The organism is Bacillus sp. SD088 (assembly GCF_017355205.1).
GTDB lineage: Bacteria > Bacillota > Bacilli > Bacillales > Bacillaceae_C > Lederbergia.
The window spans coordinates 1-15,878 of the sequence record NZ_JADIJK010000004.1 but is presented as its reverse complement, the minus strand read 5'-3'; the positions used below and the strand labels follow the sequence as shown (position 1 = coordinate 15,878).

Here is a 15,878-nt window from a genome sequence, read left to right as displayed (position 1 = left end):
AATGTGAAAATAGAAGAATGGGGATGAGAATGATAGTGGACAGGCAAAAAGGTTATAGAGAAATCACTGCCAAACCAGAAATTGTTCTTCTCCAGGTGGCTTGTATTTTTTCTTATTCCCATCTGTTTTCATTCATGATATGATATGTTGTAGGATTTTTTATCGAAATGAGGGGAAAGAAATGTCTGATCAAGAGAAAATAAGAGTTTCTGTTGTAATTCATGGAAAACAATATACCATCACAGGAACAGAATCCCCAGATCATATGAAGGACGTTGCAGAAATTGTCGATGAAAAAATGAATGAAATCAACTCGATTAATCCTAATTTGAATACAGAGACTTTAGCAGTACTAACGGCAGTCAATTCAGTTCATGAATATATGAAATTGCAAGAGGAGTATGAACGAATACTGCAAGAACTTAATCGTATAAAGGAATGACCAATTATGTTAGATTTGGCTTTAATCGTGTTTTTAATAGCAGGTTTTATTATAGGAGTAAAGAGAGGTTTCATTTTACAATTAATTCATATGATCGGCTTTGTTGTTTCTTTCATAGTAGCCTATTTGTATTATGATACAATTGCTCCAAAATTAAGACTTTGGATCCCGTATCCTGATTTTGGTTCGGATAATGGTTTTAGTATGTTTTTAGATGGCTCTAATTTCGACGAAGCTTTTTATCGGGCGATTGCGTTTGTAATTATTTTCATTGCGACAAGAATCGTGTTAGGCATCATTGGGTCTGCCTTAGACATTGTTGCTAGTTTGCCCATAATTAAATGGCTAAATATTACAGCAGGTGGCGTTTTAGGGATAATTGAGATGTATTTATTGATATTTATCCTCCTGTACATTGCCGCATTAGTTCCAATGGCTTTTATTCAAAACTCCCTAGAGGGTTCTGCCTTATCTGAACTAATTTTAAAGCATACACCTTATTTTTCGGCTGAAATCAAAAAATGGTGGCTTGACTTTGTGCAGAGTTAGAATATGCAAACATGATAAGAAAAACATGTTTATAATGGGTGCTCTGTTAACTTCTCTTTTTGCAAGGGAAGTTTTTCTTTTTACAAGCATTTTGATAGAATATGTTAAGGAAGAATGTTGAGTGGTTGGTGATAAATATGAAAATAAATAAAAAAGATATAATTCGTTTACTTGAGCAGATTGCTATATATATGGAATTAAAAGGAGAGAATCCTTTTAAAATTTCGGCTTTTCGGAAGGCAGCGTTTGCATTGGAAGCAGATGACCGCAGTCTCACTGAAATCACCAGTTTCTCAGAGTTGTCTGGAATTGGAAAAGGAACAGAAGCTGTAATAGAAGAATATATATCACTAGGGTATTCTACTGTTTTATCACAATTGCAGGCAGAAGTTCCAAAAGGGTTAATCCCTCTTTTACAGTTGCCAGGACTTGGCGGAAAAAAGATTTCGCGACTATATCAAGAACTGGGCGTTATCGATATCGAATCTTTACAAGCAGTTTGTGAAGATAATCAAGTTGCGGCTTTAAAAGGGTTTGGAAAAAAGTCCCAAGAGAGAATCTTAGAATCGATTGCAGAGGTGGGCAGTCAACCTGACCGGCTACCGATTGCTTATATGCTCCCCATTACAGAAAGCATTGAACACTATTTACAGGGAGTGCAGGAAGTTGTTGAGTTTTCCCGTGCGGGTAGCTTGCGCCGAATGAGAGAAACAATAAAAGATCTAGATTTTGTTATAGCGACTGAGGACAGTCAAGCTGTGAAGGCAGCGCTGTTAACAATGCCAGGTGTGCAAGATGCAACAGCTAGTGGTGATACGAAGATCACGGTTATTTTATCGGGACAATACAAAGTTTCTGTTGATTTTCGAATTGTACAACCAAGGGAGTTTGCTTCTGCATTGCATCATTTTACTGGTTCAAAGGATCATAATATCCGGATGCGCCACCGCGCAAAAGAGCAGAATGAAAAAATTAGTGAATACGGAGTAGAGAATACGGAGACGGGGGAAGTCCAGACTTTTTCTTCAGAAGCCGAGCTCTATCATCATTTTCAATTGCCTTTCATTCCTCCTGAGATTAGAGAGGATGGCAAGGAGATAGATGAGTATCATTCGGATGCTGCATTTATTGAACTTGACGATATAAAAGGTGATCTACACATGCATACGACTTGGTCAGATGGCGCCTACTCGATAGAAGAGATGGTCGAGGCATGTCGAAGAAAAGGCTATCAGTATATGGCCATCACAGATCACTCCGAGTTTCTTAAAGTGGCAAATGGCCTTACAGCTGATCGATTAAGGAGCCAAATGGAGGAAATTCGAAACATAAATGAGAAGTATAATGATATTATGATTTTAAATGGGATAGAAATGGATATATTGCCAGATGGAAGTCTAAATTATCAAGATGATTTATTAGCAGAGTTAGATTTGGTTATTGCCTCTATTCATTCGAGCTTTTCGCAGCCACAAGATAAAATCATGGAACGACTCAAAAATGCAATGGAAAATCCATACGTTGATATCATCGCTCATCCGACAGGACGCTTGATTGGAAGACGGGATGGCTATGATGTGGATATGTCGTTGTTGATCGAGCTTGCGAAACAAACGAATACAGCACTTGAATTAAATGCCAATCCAGCACGTCTTGATCTATCTGCCGCCAACATTCGCATGGCACATAAAGCAGGGGTCAAAATAGCGATTAATACAGATGCCCACAATAAAGAAAATCTTGAATATATGAAGGTAGGGATATCGTCTGCTCGGAAAGGTTGGCTTCCAGCTTCTTCTGTCCTAAATGCATTGTCACAAGAGGATTTGCTACAATTTTTAAGAAGAAATAAGTAGAGTGAAAAGTAAAGGGGAGTCATGCTCCATGAATAAAAAGATATTAAAGACATTAGAATTTGATAAAATTTTAACACAATTAGAAGATCATGCATCCTCTGTGCTGGGAGTAGAAAGAGTAAGAGATTTGCGTCCGATCAGCTCCTTTGAAGAGGTTGTTCAAAGGCAAGCAGAGACAGATGAGGCCGTCCATGTTCTTCGCTTAAAAGGCCATGCTCCTTTAGACGGGATTTTTAATATTAAGCCACATGTAAAAAGATCAGTGATCGGCGGTGTGCTTAATCCTTTAGAGTTGATGCATATTGCAAGTACGGTTCATGCTTCTCGAGCTATGAAACATTTTATTGAGGAATTGCTTGAAAATGAGGTGGAAATTCCGATTTTAGCAGAAAAAGCTGAACGGATTATTCCTTTAAGCGAACTAGAAAAAATGATAAAAAATGCAGTTGATGAAGCTGGGGAAATACTTGATTCCGCAAGTCAAACTTTAAGAAGTTTACGCCAACAGTTACGGAGAACTGAGGGAAGTATCCGAGGAAAATTAGAAGGTTTTACCCGCGGTCAAAATGCGCAGAAAATGCTGTCTGATGCGATTGTGACCATTAGAAATGATCGTTATGTGATTCCGGTAAAACAGGAATATCGCTCTCATTATGGCGGGATTGTCCATGATCAATCAGCTTCAGGGCAAACCTTATTTATTGAACCACAGGCCGTTGTGGATCTAAATAACTCACTAAAAGAGCTACAGTTAAAGGAAAGACAAGAAATCGAGAAAATCCTTGTTCAGTTATCAGGTCATGTCGCGGAAGTGGCGGAAGGGTTACAACAAATTGTTCAAGTATTGAGTGATTTAGATTTTATATTCGCGAAAGCCCGATTTGGAAAAGATATAAAAGCGACAAAACCAGTGATTAACCAAAAGGGAATGATCCGATTATTTCAAGCTCGCCATCCCTTATTAAAGATAGAGGAAGCTGTGGCAAACGATATTGAATTTGGCGGCGAATATACGACAATGGTCATTACTGGACCCAACACCGGCGGTAAAACGATCACACTTAAAACAGTGGGGCTACTAACACTAATGGCGCAAGCAGGTCTGCCTATCCCGACCGCAGAAGGCTCGGAAATCGCTGTATTTGCAGAGGTATTTGCTGATATTGGGGATGAGCAATCCATTGAGCAAAGTCTTAGTACGTTTTCATCGCATATGGTGAATATTGTCGATATTTTACAAAAAGTAGAACATGATTGTCTTGTTTTATTTGATGAGTTAGGTGCAGGAACAGATCCACAAGAAGGTGCTGCGCTGGCTATTTCCATTCTTGATGAAGTCTATCAACGTGGCGCCCATGTAATAGCTACGACTCACTATCCAGAGCTAAAGGCGTATGGATACAATCGACCAGGTGCAATCAACGCGAGTGTGGAGTTTGATGTTGAAACATTGCGGCCGACTTACAGATTATTGATCGGTGTTCCTGGACGAAGTAATGCTTTTGAAATATCCAGACGTTTAGGCCTCTCAGAAGGAACGATTCAAAATGCAAAAACATTAATAAATGCAGAAAGCAATGAAGTGGAAAATATGATTGCTTCCTTAGAGAAGAGTCGTCATGATGCAGAAGAAGATTATAAACAAGCACATGAATATTTAAAAGCTACAGAAAAGCTTCACCAAGATATGCAAAAGCAAATGATCGAGTTTTATGAAAGAAAACAAGAAATGTATGAGCGTGCTGAAAATAAAGCAGCGAATGTGGTTGAGAAAGCAAAGGCAGAAGCTGAAGAGGTCATGAAAGAATTAAGACAGCTTCGCTTACAGAGTGCGAGCCAAGTAAAGGAACATGAATTGATTGAAGCAAGACATCGATTAGAGAACGCCTTGCCTTCAATGAATGCCCAAGCAGGAAAGGGACGTAAGAAAAAGAAAACTGTTGAATTGCAGCGGGGAGACGAAGTGAAAGTAACGAGTCTTGGACAAAAAGGGCATTTGATTGAAAAAGTGGCAGACAAAGAATGGAACGTACAAATAGGGATTATGAAAATGAAAGTACAAGAGAACGATTTAGAGTTTGTCCAAACTGAGCAAAAGAAAGAAACAAAGCCAATGGCTACTATAAAAGGCCGAGATCATCATGTTGGTTTGGAATTGGATTTGCGCGGTGAACGAATGGAAGATGCTTTACTCAAAGTAGAGAAATATATTGATGATGCTTTATTGGCTAGCTATCCACGTGTATCCATCATCCACGGAAAAGGAACAGGAGCTTTACGGAAAGGAATTACCGATTATTTGAAACAACTTCGCTCCGTGAAACGTATACGATTGGGAGAAGCAGGTGAAGGAGGAAGTGGTGTGACAGTAGTCGAGTTCAAATAGTTTTTCCAGATTAACTGGCAGTTAGTCCCCTGACCTTAAAAGCGTGAGACGAAGGGGGACGAATGTTCTAGCATAATATTTACAGTATCTTGTAAGAAATATGGAAGGCAGTGCTTGAAGCGTAACTGGTTCCGGTCATAGATCAGGCAATTGCGGTTTCTGTAAGGAGGGGATGGATGGATGGCGACTTCATTTTGGGAAAATTCGGTAGTGCAAACAGCAGGCTATTACACGGTCTCTGTTCTTTGTATGGTCCTATTCTTGTTTATATTTGAAATCGTAACAAAGTATAAAAATTGGGAAGAAATTAAGAATGGAAATATTTCCGTTGCGATGGCGACTGGAGGAAAGATCTTCGGGATCGCCAATATTTTTAGGCATTCGATTCTTCATCATGACACATTATTTGTGATGATCGGTTGGGGAGTTTTTGGCTTCTTTTTATTGTTAACAGGTTATTTTATTTTTGAATTTTTAACACCGAAATTTCAAATCGATGTAGAGATTGAAAATGACAATCGATCAGTCGGCTTTATTTCGATGGTCATCTCGATTGGGCTTTCCTACATTATTGGTGCAAACATTCAATAAAGGGTGGGGTTAATTAGGTGGAGAAATTGGCTAAGGTGCTGTTAGTGATAGGCGCGATCTTCTTCATACTTGGCGTTATCTATATTGTTCGTCTATAAAGTGGAACTTCAATCAGTGGGTATCACTTTCCGTTAATGCGGGATAGAAGCGTGTCTCAAAGTACTAAGAATTACTTTGAGACACGCTTTTTTCTTAAAAGATAAGAAAGTATAAATTTTGGCTAATGCTTGATCCAGCTCCAGCGCCCAGCGATTAGCAAACTTTCGGTGCCTTCCTACGATAAGTCAACATCAGCTCGCCTTATCAGGCTCACTGTGTTTCCTTTATCTCGTCAGGCCCCTAAAAAGTTTGTACGTCGCTAAACGGGCGCTTGCGCTTTTCTTAAAAGATAATCATTTGTACGTTAGGCTGCAATATACTATACTGAAGGAAGATTTGTACGAAGGGCAACAGGGTCAGAAAGACGTTGCGGCGTAGAGGATGTACGAATCAGATGAAACGACAGGGCGTCGCGAACTTAGCTTTTCTTCCTATTGGAGGTTGGTTAAAGTTTCATTGAAAAAACAGGAGGGGTTGTATGGAAAGTAGGCCTTGGTTGAAAATGTACCCTAAATCCATCCCAACAAAACTGAAATATGAACCAAGAACAGTGCAATCATATTTAATCGATACAGCCAGAAATTTTCCCAAGAAAGTCGCTATTCATTTTATGGGAAAGGAAATGACGTATCAGGAATTATATGAAAGTGTTCTTAAAATGGCCAATTACCTGAAAGAAATAGGTGTAAAGAAAGGCGATCGAATTGCCATTATGTTACCGAACTGTCCACAATACGTAATTAGCTATTATGCAAGTCTATTGACAGGTGCAGTTGTTGTCCAAACGAACCCGCTCTACAAAGAACGCGAAATTGAATACCAAATGAAGGACTCCGGTGCAAGGATCATCATCGCTCTTGATATTTTATATCCGCGCATTTCCAAGGTAATCAAACAAACGAAGCTTGAACACATCGTTGTAACCGCTATCAGTGACTATCTACCATTCCCAAAAAACCTTATCTATCCGTTTATCCAGAAAAAAGATACAGGAATTTCCATTCAATTGAATCATGAGGGGAATACACATCTGTTCAACAAAGTGCTAGAAGATGGCTCATTCGCAGAGATTGAACTCGATTTTGATTGTGAAAATGATTTAGCACTTCTCCAATACACAGGTGGAACAACTGGATATCCAAAAGGAGTCATGCTGACTCATAAGAATTTAATCGCCAATGCCACAGCTTGTCAAGCTTGGATATATAAAGCGAAACCAGCTGAAGAAACCATCCTTGGTGTTCTGCCTTTTTTTCATGTTTATGGGATGACAACCGTACTAATTTTATCGATCATGCAAGCGTATAAAATGGTTTTGTTACCGAAATTTGATGTGAAAACAACACTTAAAACAATTCATAAGCAGAAGCCAACAATTTTTCCGGGAGCGCCAACAATCTATATTGGCTTACTAAATGATTCAGATCGTCATAAATATGATCTTTCTTCGATAGAAGCTTGTATAAGTGGGTCTGCGCCGCTTCCAGTTGAAGTTCAACAGAAATTTGAAGAAGTTACTGGCGGAAGGCTAGTGGAGGGATACGGATTAACAGAGTCTTCGCCTGTTACCCATGCCAATTTTATCTGGGGGCAGGAAAATGTGAAGGGGAGTATTGGTGTTCCATGGCCAGATACCGATGCTAAGATTGTTTCAGCGGAAACGGGAGAAGAGGCTCTATATGGACAAATTGGAGAAATTGCGGTCAAAGGGCCCCAAGTTATGAAAGGATATTGGAACCGCCCGGAAGATACTGCGGAAACGTTGAAGGATGGTTGGCTATTGACAGGAGATATGGGATATATGAATAAAGACGGCTATTTTTTCGTCGTTGATCGTAAAAAAGACATGATTATTGCAGGTGGATATAATATTTATCCGAGGGAAATTGAAGAGGTTTTATATGAGCATCCAGCGATCCAAGAACTCGTTGTAGCGGGTATACCTGACCCATACAGAGGGGAGACAGTAAAAGCTTATGTGGTTTTAAAGGAAGGAGCAACAGTAACTGAGGAAGAATTAGATGAATATGCAAAAAAATTTATCGCGACTTACAAAGTACCAAAGATCTATGAATTCCGTAAAGAGTTACCTAAAACAGCCGTCGGGAAAATCTTACGTAGGAGCTTAATAGAGGAGGAAAGAAAAAAGGTACAGTAGGAGGAGAAATGTAGATAAAGCCGCATAAAGAGAGTCAGCATCTGGCTCTCTTGTAGTGTTTAAGGCCTAAGTTGGCGTATGATACGATTTGACAGAATGTGAGCCAGTTACTATTATAGGAATATGAATGAATAATCATTCATTTAACTATTAGAAAAGGTGAAGACATTGAAAAGAAATAAACCGAAATATAAACAGATCATTGATGCAGCTGTAACGGTCATTGCAGAAAACGGCTATCATCAATCACAAGTTTCTAAGATTGCAAAACAAGCGGGAGTAGCGGACGGAACAATTTATCTTTATTTTGAAAATAAGGAGGATATATTGATTTCCGTTTTCCGTGAAAAAATGGGATTATTCATTGAAAAGATGGAAGAAGCGATCCAATCTAAAGAGACAGCTTCTGAAAAATTATTTGTGCTTATCGAAAATCATTTCAATATTTTATCGAATGATCGCCATCTTGCTACTGTTACTCAACTAGAATTAAGACAATCCAATAAGGCATTAAGAAAAAGAATAAATGAAGTGCTGAAAGACTATTTGCGGATAATTGATCATATTATTTGCCATGGGCAAGAAAACCAAGAGTTTGCTAGTCAGCAAAATTTAAGGCTTGTAAGACAAATGATTTTTGGCACGATGGATGAAACCGTGACGACATGGGTGATGAATGAGCAAAAATATGATCTTGTTTCACTTGCACCTCAAGTCCATGAATTATTATTGCAGGGTTGTAAGCAACATTAAGAAATCAATGAGCGCGATATGAACATTATATTGGATAAGTAGAATTCTTTCACTCTTATTTTCTCTTAATTTTTCAAGCGGATCTACACTTCCGTTACGATAAAAAAGGAGGCCGAAGTAGACATGAATATCTTTGTCTTATTAAAAAGAACGTTTGATACGGAAGAAAGACTTACAATTTCAGAAGGCCGAATTATGGAAGATGATGCTGAATTCATTATTAACCCTTATGATGAATATGCCATCGAAGAGGCGATTCGAGTAAGAGATGCGCATGGTGGAGAAGTAAACATTGTGACTGTAGGAGATGAGGACGCTGAAAAGCAATTAAGAACAGCCCTCGCAATGGGAGCTGATCGGGCCACCCTTATTAATATTGCGGATGATTTAGAAGAGACAGATGCTTTTTCAATCAGTACAATCGTTGGAGAATTTTTAAAGGACAAAGAGGTAGATCTAATATTAGCTGGAAATGTGGCGATTGATGGCGGCTCAGGTCAGATTGGTCCTCGTGTAGCTGATATTTTGGATATCCCCTATATCACGACGATTACGAAGTTAACGATAGAAGGCGAAAATGTTACGGTGACAAAAGATGTAGAAGGGGACTCAGAAATCATTGAGACTAAGTTGCCTTTACTAGTTACGGCCCAACAAGGCTTAAATGATCCGCGCTATCCGTCCCTACCAGGGATAATGAAAGCGAAAAAGAAACCTTTGGATGAGCTAGAATTAGATGATTTAGATTTGGAAGAAGCAGATGTACAAATGAAAACGGAAACAATTGAAATATTTTTGCCACCGAAAAAAGATGAGGGACGAATTTTACAAGGGGAGCTGAAAGACCAAGTGAAGGAGCTTGGAACATTATTAACAAAAGTATTATAAAAGCTGGGAGGGAGTAAACTTGGGAAAAAAAGTTTTCGTATTAGCTGAATTACGAGAAGGGGTCTTGCGCAATGTCTCCTTTGAAGCGCTTGCTGCGGGAAAACTGGTTGCAGAAGGTGAAGAGATTATTGCGCTGCTGATAGGAGACTCTGTGCAGGCCTATAGTCAAGAACTTATTGCTCATGGGGCAGACCGAGTCATTACCATTGAAAGTGATCTATTAAAACAGTATACTGCTGACGGATATTCCCAATCCTTACTTACAGCGATAGAAAAGGAACAGCCAGATGCTTTAATTATGGGTCACACAGCATTAGGAAAAGATCTTTCCCCAAAAATTGCAAACAGGCTAAGTGTCGGGCTTATTTCAGATATTACCGCGATTGAGAAGGTTGATGACCAATGGACTTTCATCCGACCTATTTATTCTGGGAAGGCATTTGAAAGGAAAAATCTGGTAGAGGATTTTCTCTTTTTTACGATTCGCCCAAATAATATTGAGGCAATTGAAAAAGATGATAATCGTACGGGGGCGGTAACAGCAATTGATGTAGAAGTGATAAATCTAAGGATGACAATCAAAGAAGTCATTAGAAAAGCGAGTGAAGGGGTGGACCTGTCAGAAGCAAAAGTTGTTGTGGCAGGAGGGCGTGGTGTCAAAAGTGCGGATGGGTTCAAACCATTACAAGAATTGGCCAATGTTCTTGGCGGAGCTGTAGGAGCCTCTCGTGGGGCATGTGATGCCGATTACTGTGATTACTCCCTGCAAATTGGCCAGACGGGAAAGGTTGTCACACCTGATTTATATATAGCATGTGGAATTTCTGGTGCAATTCAACATTTAGCTGGGATGTCCAACTCAAAGGTAATTGTGGCCATCAATAAAGACCCCGAGGCTAATATCTTCCAAGTGGCAGATTACGGCATTGTCGGAGATTTATTTGAAGTAGTTCCCCTTCTCACCGAAGAATTCCAAAAAATAAAGGCGGCTAATGGAAGTTAGAACAAATTCAAATTAGGCTTTCTAAAAGAAGATGTGAACAACTTTAGCCGGCTGGGTGTTTTTATTCATATATTAAAGAGAAAAAGTATGAAGCAAAAAATTCGCAAGTACATCTTTCTAATGATATACTGACTTTAAGTTTTGAATGTATAAGGAGGGTGTATGAAATGGCTATTTCGCATGTAACAGATGAAAACTTTGCCTCCGAAATTAGCGAAGGCGTAGTATTGGTTGATTTTTGGGCACCATGGTGTGGCCCATGTAAAATGATTGCTCCTGTATTGGAAGAATTGGATGGCGAACTTGATGGGAAAGTAAGGATTGTCAAACTCAATGTAGATGATAATCAAGAAACTGCGGGTAAATATGGTGTCATGAGTATTCCAACAATGCTTGTTTTTAAAGATGGAGAAGAAGTAGATAAAACAGTAGGCTTCCAACCTAAAGAGGCATTGGAAGAATTTTTAAATAAACATATTTAATCAAAAAAAGTCCGGGCCCAGTGTCCGGATTTTTTACCGTTTAGGAAATTATAAAATTGTAGCTTGTGGATAAGTTATGATTTTGAGCTTCGTTGTCTAGCTCCAGGCGCCATCGGCTCGAGGTCAAATAACCTGAGCCACTGAAAGGCAAAGAACGCCTTTCTTTGTCTCAGAACATTTGCTTGTCGCCGATAGGCGGGCGCCTTGCGCTTTTCTTGATCGGAGAGAGAGGAGGACAGGGGATGAATGATCATATTAAAAATAAATTAGAGCTTCTCCCAGACCAACCTGGTTGTTATTTAATGAAAGATCGGCAAGGCACCATCATCTATGTTGGAAAAGCGAAAGTTTTAAAAAATCGAGTGCGATCTTATTTCACAGGCTCGCATGATACAAAAACGCAGCGTCTTGTGAATGAGATTGAAGATTTTGAGTATATTATGACCGCTTCTAATATCGAAGCTTTAATTTTAGAAATGAATTTGATTAAGAAACATGATCCAAAATATAATATCATGTTGAAGGATGATAAAAGCTATCCTTATATTAAAATAACAAATGAACGGCACCCCCGCCTCATTATTACTCGTAAAGTAAAAAAAGATAAAGGGAAATATTTCGGTCCCTACCCCAATGCACAAGCTGCAAATGAAACAAAGAAATTGCTTGATCGCCTTTATCCTTTGCGAAAATGTCAAAGCCTACCTGATCGAGTGTGTTTATATTATCACCTTGGGCAATGCTTAGCACCTTGTGTAAATGACGTCGCACAGGAGATGTATAAAAACATAACGAGTGAGATTACTAAATTTTTAAATGGTGGTTATAAAGAAATAAAGACCGATTTGCAACAAAAAATGGAAGAGGCAGCGGAAAAATTAGAATTTGAACGAGCAAAAGAGTATCGTGATCAAATTTCTAGTATCGAGGCCACAATCGAGAAACAAACCATGATGTCAGCTGATTTTATCAATCGAGATGTGTTTGGGTATACGATTGATAAAGGCTGGATGTGTGTCCAAGTGTTCTTTGTGAGACAAGGGAAACTGATTGAACGGGATGTCTCCATTTTCCCTATTTATGGTGAGCAGGAAGAAGAATTCCTTACTTTTATGGGGCAATTTTATTCTCAGCCTAATCACTTTAAACCTAGGGAGATTTTGATTCCGGAAAATGCTGATCGAGAATTAGCTGAACAGCTCCTGAACGTAAAGGTGTTACAGCCGAAAAAAGGACAGAAGAAGGAGCTTGTAAATCTTGCAACGAAAAATGCCCATATGGCGCTAAATGAGAAATTTTCTCTTATTGAAAAAGATGAGGAGCGAACTGTTCTTGCAATTGAAAAGCTTGGGGAAGCAATGGGCATTTATACTCCCTTCAGGATCGAATCCTTTGATAACTCCAATATACAAGGGACTTCTCCTGTATCTGCCCTCGTTGTTTTTATTAACGGAAAACCGGCGAAAAAAGAATATCGTAAATATAAAATTAAAACCGTGCAAGGACCAGATGATTATGAATCAATGCGAGAAGTTGTAAAGAGAAGATATACGAGAGTCCTGCGTGAAGGATTGCCTTTGCCGGATCTTATATTAATTGATGGGGGCAAGGGACAGATTGAGGCGGTAAGAGATATTTTGGAAAATGAATTAAATGTTGATATTCCTATTGCTGGACTTGCCAAAGATGATAAGCATCGAACTTCCCAGTTACTATACGGAGATCCTCTAGAGGTTATTCCATTAGGAAGAAATTCACAAGAATTTTATTTATTACAAAGAATTCAAGATGAGGTGCACCGTTTCGCGATTACATTCCATCGCCAATTACGTGGGAAATCTGCTTTCCAATCGGTATTGGATGAGGTAGAGGGGATTGGTCCAGAAAGGAAAAAACGACTGCATCGTCATTTTGGCTCACTAAAAAAAATGAAAGAAGCGAGTGTAGAGGAATTTATTCAAATTGGCTTACCATCTAAAACAGCAGCATTATTAAAAGAAAGTTTGCAAAATCAAGTTGAAAAGAAAGAATAGTAGTGCTATACTAGAGGAAATTTTAAAAAGAAGATAGAGGTGCAGATCTTTAAGAGTAAGAGCTTGGAGAAGTACGGTCTTCCTAGAAGAGTTCTGAAAGGAAAGATTTGCCGAAGTGGAAAAATAACCGTTATTTTTTCTGCTGGTTCTACGTTTAAGAAATGTAGGATTGTCAAAATGGTGAAAACTATTTTGGAGAGCTATCCCATGTTGTGATCTGAAGTTTTGATAAGAAGTCAAATTCACAAGCAATGAGGATAATCGCTCATTGCTTTTTTATGTGGAAAAATAGGCATTATAGACTTACGATTTTTATTGCTTCGATCAAGGGTGCCCATGGAGAAAGGAAGATTGGTTAATGGAGACAATTGTGATTAAATTTGGTGGCTCTTCATTGAGCACGACAGACAAAATTAAAAATGCTGCGAATCGAATTATTGAGATTCGCAAACAAGGGAAAAATGTTGTAGCCGTTGTGTCAGCAATGGGAAAAACAACGGATCAATTACTTTCACTTGCAGAGCAGATTACAGATAAACCAGCTCAACGGGAAATGGACATGCTTCTTACGACGGGTGAACAGGTATCTATTTCGCTTCTAACGATGGCATTAACGAGTAAAGGAGTCGAAGCCATTTCCTTAACAGGCTGGCAAGCTGGCATTGTGACCGAAAATATCCATTCAAACGCTAGGATTTTGGATGTTAAAGCAACCATGCTGCAAAAACGCCTGGATGAAGGCAAGGTAGTGGTAGCAGCTGGGTTTCAAGGGGTAACCGAGGAAGGCGAAATCACAACTTTAGGTAGAGGGGGATCAGACACAACAGCGGTTGCTATTGCAGCGTCAATAGGTGCTGAACGTTGTTTGATTTGTACAGATGTAACAGGTGTTTATACATCAGATCCGCGCTTTGTCCCAAATGCTCGCAAGCTATCTTCTATTTCATATGATGAAATGCTTGAACTGGCAAATCTTGGAGCAGGTGTTTTGCATCCACGAGCTGTTGAATTTGCGAAAAATTATGGCGTAGCACTTGAGGTTCGATCAAGTACTGAAAACGAAGAAGGTACGGTAATTGAGGAGGAAGTATCAATGGAGCAAAATTTGATTGTACGTGGTGTGGCATTTGAAAAAGGTATGACAAGATTGACCATTTTAGGATTGAGTAACGAATTAAATGGATTATCCTCTATTTTTACTGTTTTGGCTGATCATCAAATCGATGTGGATATTATCATTCAAAGTCAAACAGATACGAATAAAACAAACCTATCTTTTTCGATTAAAACGAAGGATTTAGAAAATGCGATCGAAGTATTGGAGCAACATAAACAAGTTATTGGTTATGAAGGTTTGGAACATGAGGCTGGGTTGGCAAAAGTCTCGATTGTTGGCTCAGGAATGGTATCGAACCCAGGGGTTGCAGCCCAAATGTTCCAAATTCTTGCTAAAAATCAAATTCAAGTAAAAATGGTTAGTACCTCTGAAATTAAAATTTCTGTTGTGGTGAGTGAAGGGCAAATGGAACGTGCCGCCCAAACATTGCATGAAGAATATGATTTGGGTGTTACTCCAGCGGAAGCGACAAATTAAAAGAACAATTAAACATCGTATTTAATTAGGATGCCAATTGGGCCAAACATATAGCCCCAAATCAAGAAAGCTGCCTTGATTTGGGGCATACTCTTGTTACAAACGTATGAAGGTGATCATACCATAATAGAATGATTTTTCTTATGTAAACAATGAAATTAACAATCTATGAAGGCATTAATTTTGAACAGGATCTTTTGAATCCCATCGCACAATAAAAAGCACTTTCTTTTTTTTCCTTGCAATTTCTTCATATGCTTCCGTAACTAGATTTTTTTGTGATTGGATTTGCTCTGCGATAAATCCGGCTTCCAAGCGGAACGAAGGCTCATCTTGCATAAGCAATCGTCTTTCAACAATTTCACCAGTAAGTTCCAGCTTCATTTCTTTTTTATTTTGTTCGACTAATTCTAATTGCCCCCATGCAGCTTCTTGAAAAAAAGAAAAAATTTCTTCATTTGAAAGCAATGGGAATGTTCTAGCTATATGTTTGCCAACCCAATAAGATATTTCATTGGTATCTTTTCCAAGCATCTCAGGAATTAAAATATCTCGAAGCAATTCATAAGCAAACAAAGGGACAAATTCTTCCGTTTTTGCGTCTTTTTGAAAAGTTTGTGTTGATGAAGGTTTCACTGTCCTATCTCCCTCTTTTCTTCCCTCTTATTATATACAAAAAGTAATCGATTTTGAAAAAATATGCAAAAAAAATGAAAAATAATCAATAAAATACTAGCTTAGTGGATCACTAGCTTCCGTTGCGGTTTGACATCCAGCTCCAGCGCCCAGCGACTAGCAAACTTTCAGCTTCTTCCTAACGATAAGTCAACATCGGCTCATGCTTCGCCGTGTTTCCTTTATCTGTCAGAAGCTTAAAAAGTTTGTACGTCGCTAAACGGGCGCTTGCGCTTTTGTTCTTGTTAAGGAAACTATCACTAGCGTTGCATTAAATTTCCAGCCAAAAGTCAAGAGGGAATAACTATGCCAAAATTATGAATAATGGCAATTGTCACTATAAAAATCCATAAAAAAACCTTATAGTTA

General features: G+C 38.8%; 13 protein-coding genes and 1 riboswitch. Of the genes, 12 read left to right on the top strand and 1 reads right to left on the bottom strand.

All coding sequences use genetic code 11. The annotated features are described in order from the left end of the window. The first annotated feature begins 181 nt into the window (after positions 1 to 181). The 12 genes from zapA to IPU53_RS04220 all read left to right on the top strand — a co-directional run bounded on the left by zapA (position 182) and on the right by IPU53_RS04220 (position 14,834). Positions 182 to 442 carry a cell division protein ZapA gene (gene zapA, locus IPU53_RS04275; RefSeq protein WP_207448179.1) on the top strand — a complete coding sequence of 87 codons (261 nt, stop codon included), beginning with the start codon at positions 182 to 184 and terminating at the stop codon, positions 440 to 442. A 6-nt stretch (positions 443 to 448) separates the two neighbouring features. After that, positions 449 to 991 carry a CvpA family protein gene (locus tag IPU53_RS04270; RefSeq protein ID WP_207448177.1) on the top strand — a complete coding sequence of 181 codons (543 nt, stop codon included), beginning with the start codon at positions 449 to 451 and terminating at the stop codon, positions 989 to 991. A gap of 137 nt (positions 992 to 1,128) precedes the next feature. Then, the gene (gene polX / locus IPU53_RS04265; protein ID WP_207448175.1) at positions 1,129 to 2,847 is read left to right on the top strand and encodes a DNA polymerase/3'-5' exonuclease PolX; all 1,719 of its coding nucleotides are present in this window, start codon (positions 1,129 to 1,131) and stop codon (positions 2,845 to 2,847) included. A 28-nt stretch (positions 2,848 to 2,875) separates the two neighbouring features. After that, complete coding sequence (locus IPU53_RS04260; RefSeq protein WP_207448173.1) at positions 2,876 to 5,233, top strand: endonuclease MutS2; 2,358 nt, start codon at positions 2,876 to 2,878, stop codon at positions 5,231 to 5,233. A 180-nt stretch (positions 5,234 to 5,413) separates the two neighbouring features. Continuing rightward, complete coding sequence (locus tag IPU53_RS04255; protein WP_207448171.1) at positions 5,414 to 5,824, top strand: DUF350 domain-containing protein; 411 nt, start codon at positions 5,414 to 5,416, stop codon at positions 5,822 to 5,824. 577 nt (positions 5,825 to 6,401) lie between these two features. Further along, on the top strand, positions 6,402 to 8,081 hold the full coding sequence (locus IPU53_RS04250) for a long-chain-fatty-acid--CoA ligase (protein WP_207448169.1): 1,680 nt from the start codon (positions 6,402 to 6,404) through the stop codon (positions 8,079 to 8,081). 168 nt (positions 8,082 to 8,249) lie between these two features. Then, positions 8,250 to 8,834, top strand: coding sequence for a TetR/AcrR family transcriptional regulator (locus IPU53_RS04245; RefSeq protein ID WP_207448167.1), 585 nt, complete (start codon positions 8,250 to 8,252; stop codon positions 8,832 to 8,834). A 123-nt stretch (positions 8,835 to 8,957) separates the two neighbouring features. Further along, entirely contained in the window at positions 8,958 to 9,722 is a 765-nt protein-coding gene (locus tag IPU53_RS04240) for an electron transfer flavoprotein subunit beta/FixA family protein (RefSeq protein ID WP_207448165.1), read from the top strand. A gap of 19 nt (positions 9,723 to 9,741) precedes the next feature. Beyond that, entirely contained in the window at positions 9,742 to 10,725 is a 984-nt protein-coding gene (locus IPU53_RS04235; protein WP_207448163.1) for an electron transfer flavoprotein subunit alpha/FixB family protein, read from the top strand. A gap of 158 nt (positions 10,726 to 10,883) precedes the next feature. Then, a complete protein-coding gene (gene trxA, locus IPU53_RS04230; RefSeq protein WP_313886443.1) occupies positions 10,884 to 11,207 on the top strand; it encodes a thioredoxin in 324 nt (107 codons plus the stop codon). Between the two features lie 242 nt (positions 11,208 to 11,449). Continuing rightward, on the top strand, positions 11,450 to 13,240 hold the full coding sequence (gene uvrC / locus IPU53_RS04225; RefSeq protein ID WP_207448152.1) for an excinuclease ABC subunit UvrC: 1,791 nt from the start codon (positions 11,450 to 11,452) through the stop codon (positions 13,238 to 13,240). Positions 13,241 to 13,266: 26 nt separating this feature from the next. Beyond that, a riboswitch (Lysine riboswitch) is annotated at positions 13,267 to 13,451 on the top strand. A gap of 147 nt (positions 13,452 to 13,598) precedes the next feature. After that, positions 13,599 to 14,834: an aspartate kinase gene (locus IPU53_RS04220; RefSeq protein ID WP_207448150.1), complete on the top strand. Its 1,236-nt coding sequence runs from the start codon at positions 13,599 to 13,601 to the stop codon at positions 14,832 to 14,834. Positions 14,835 to 15,011: 177 nt separating this feature from the next. On the opposite strand, the gene IPU53_RS04215 is transcribed toward IPU53_RS04220, so the two are convergent. Further along, positions 15,012 to 15,470, bottom strand: coding sequence for a YslB family protein (locus tag IPU53_RS04215; protein WP_244852444.1), 459 nt, complete (start codon positions 15,468 to 15,470; stop codon positions 15,012 to 15,014). Positions 15,471 to 15,878 lie beyond the last annotated feature (408 nt).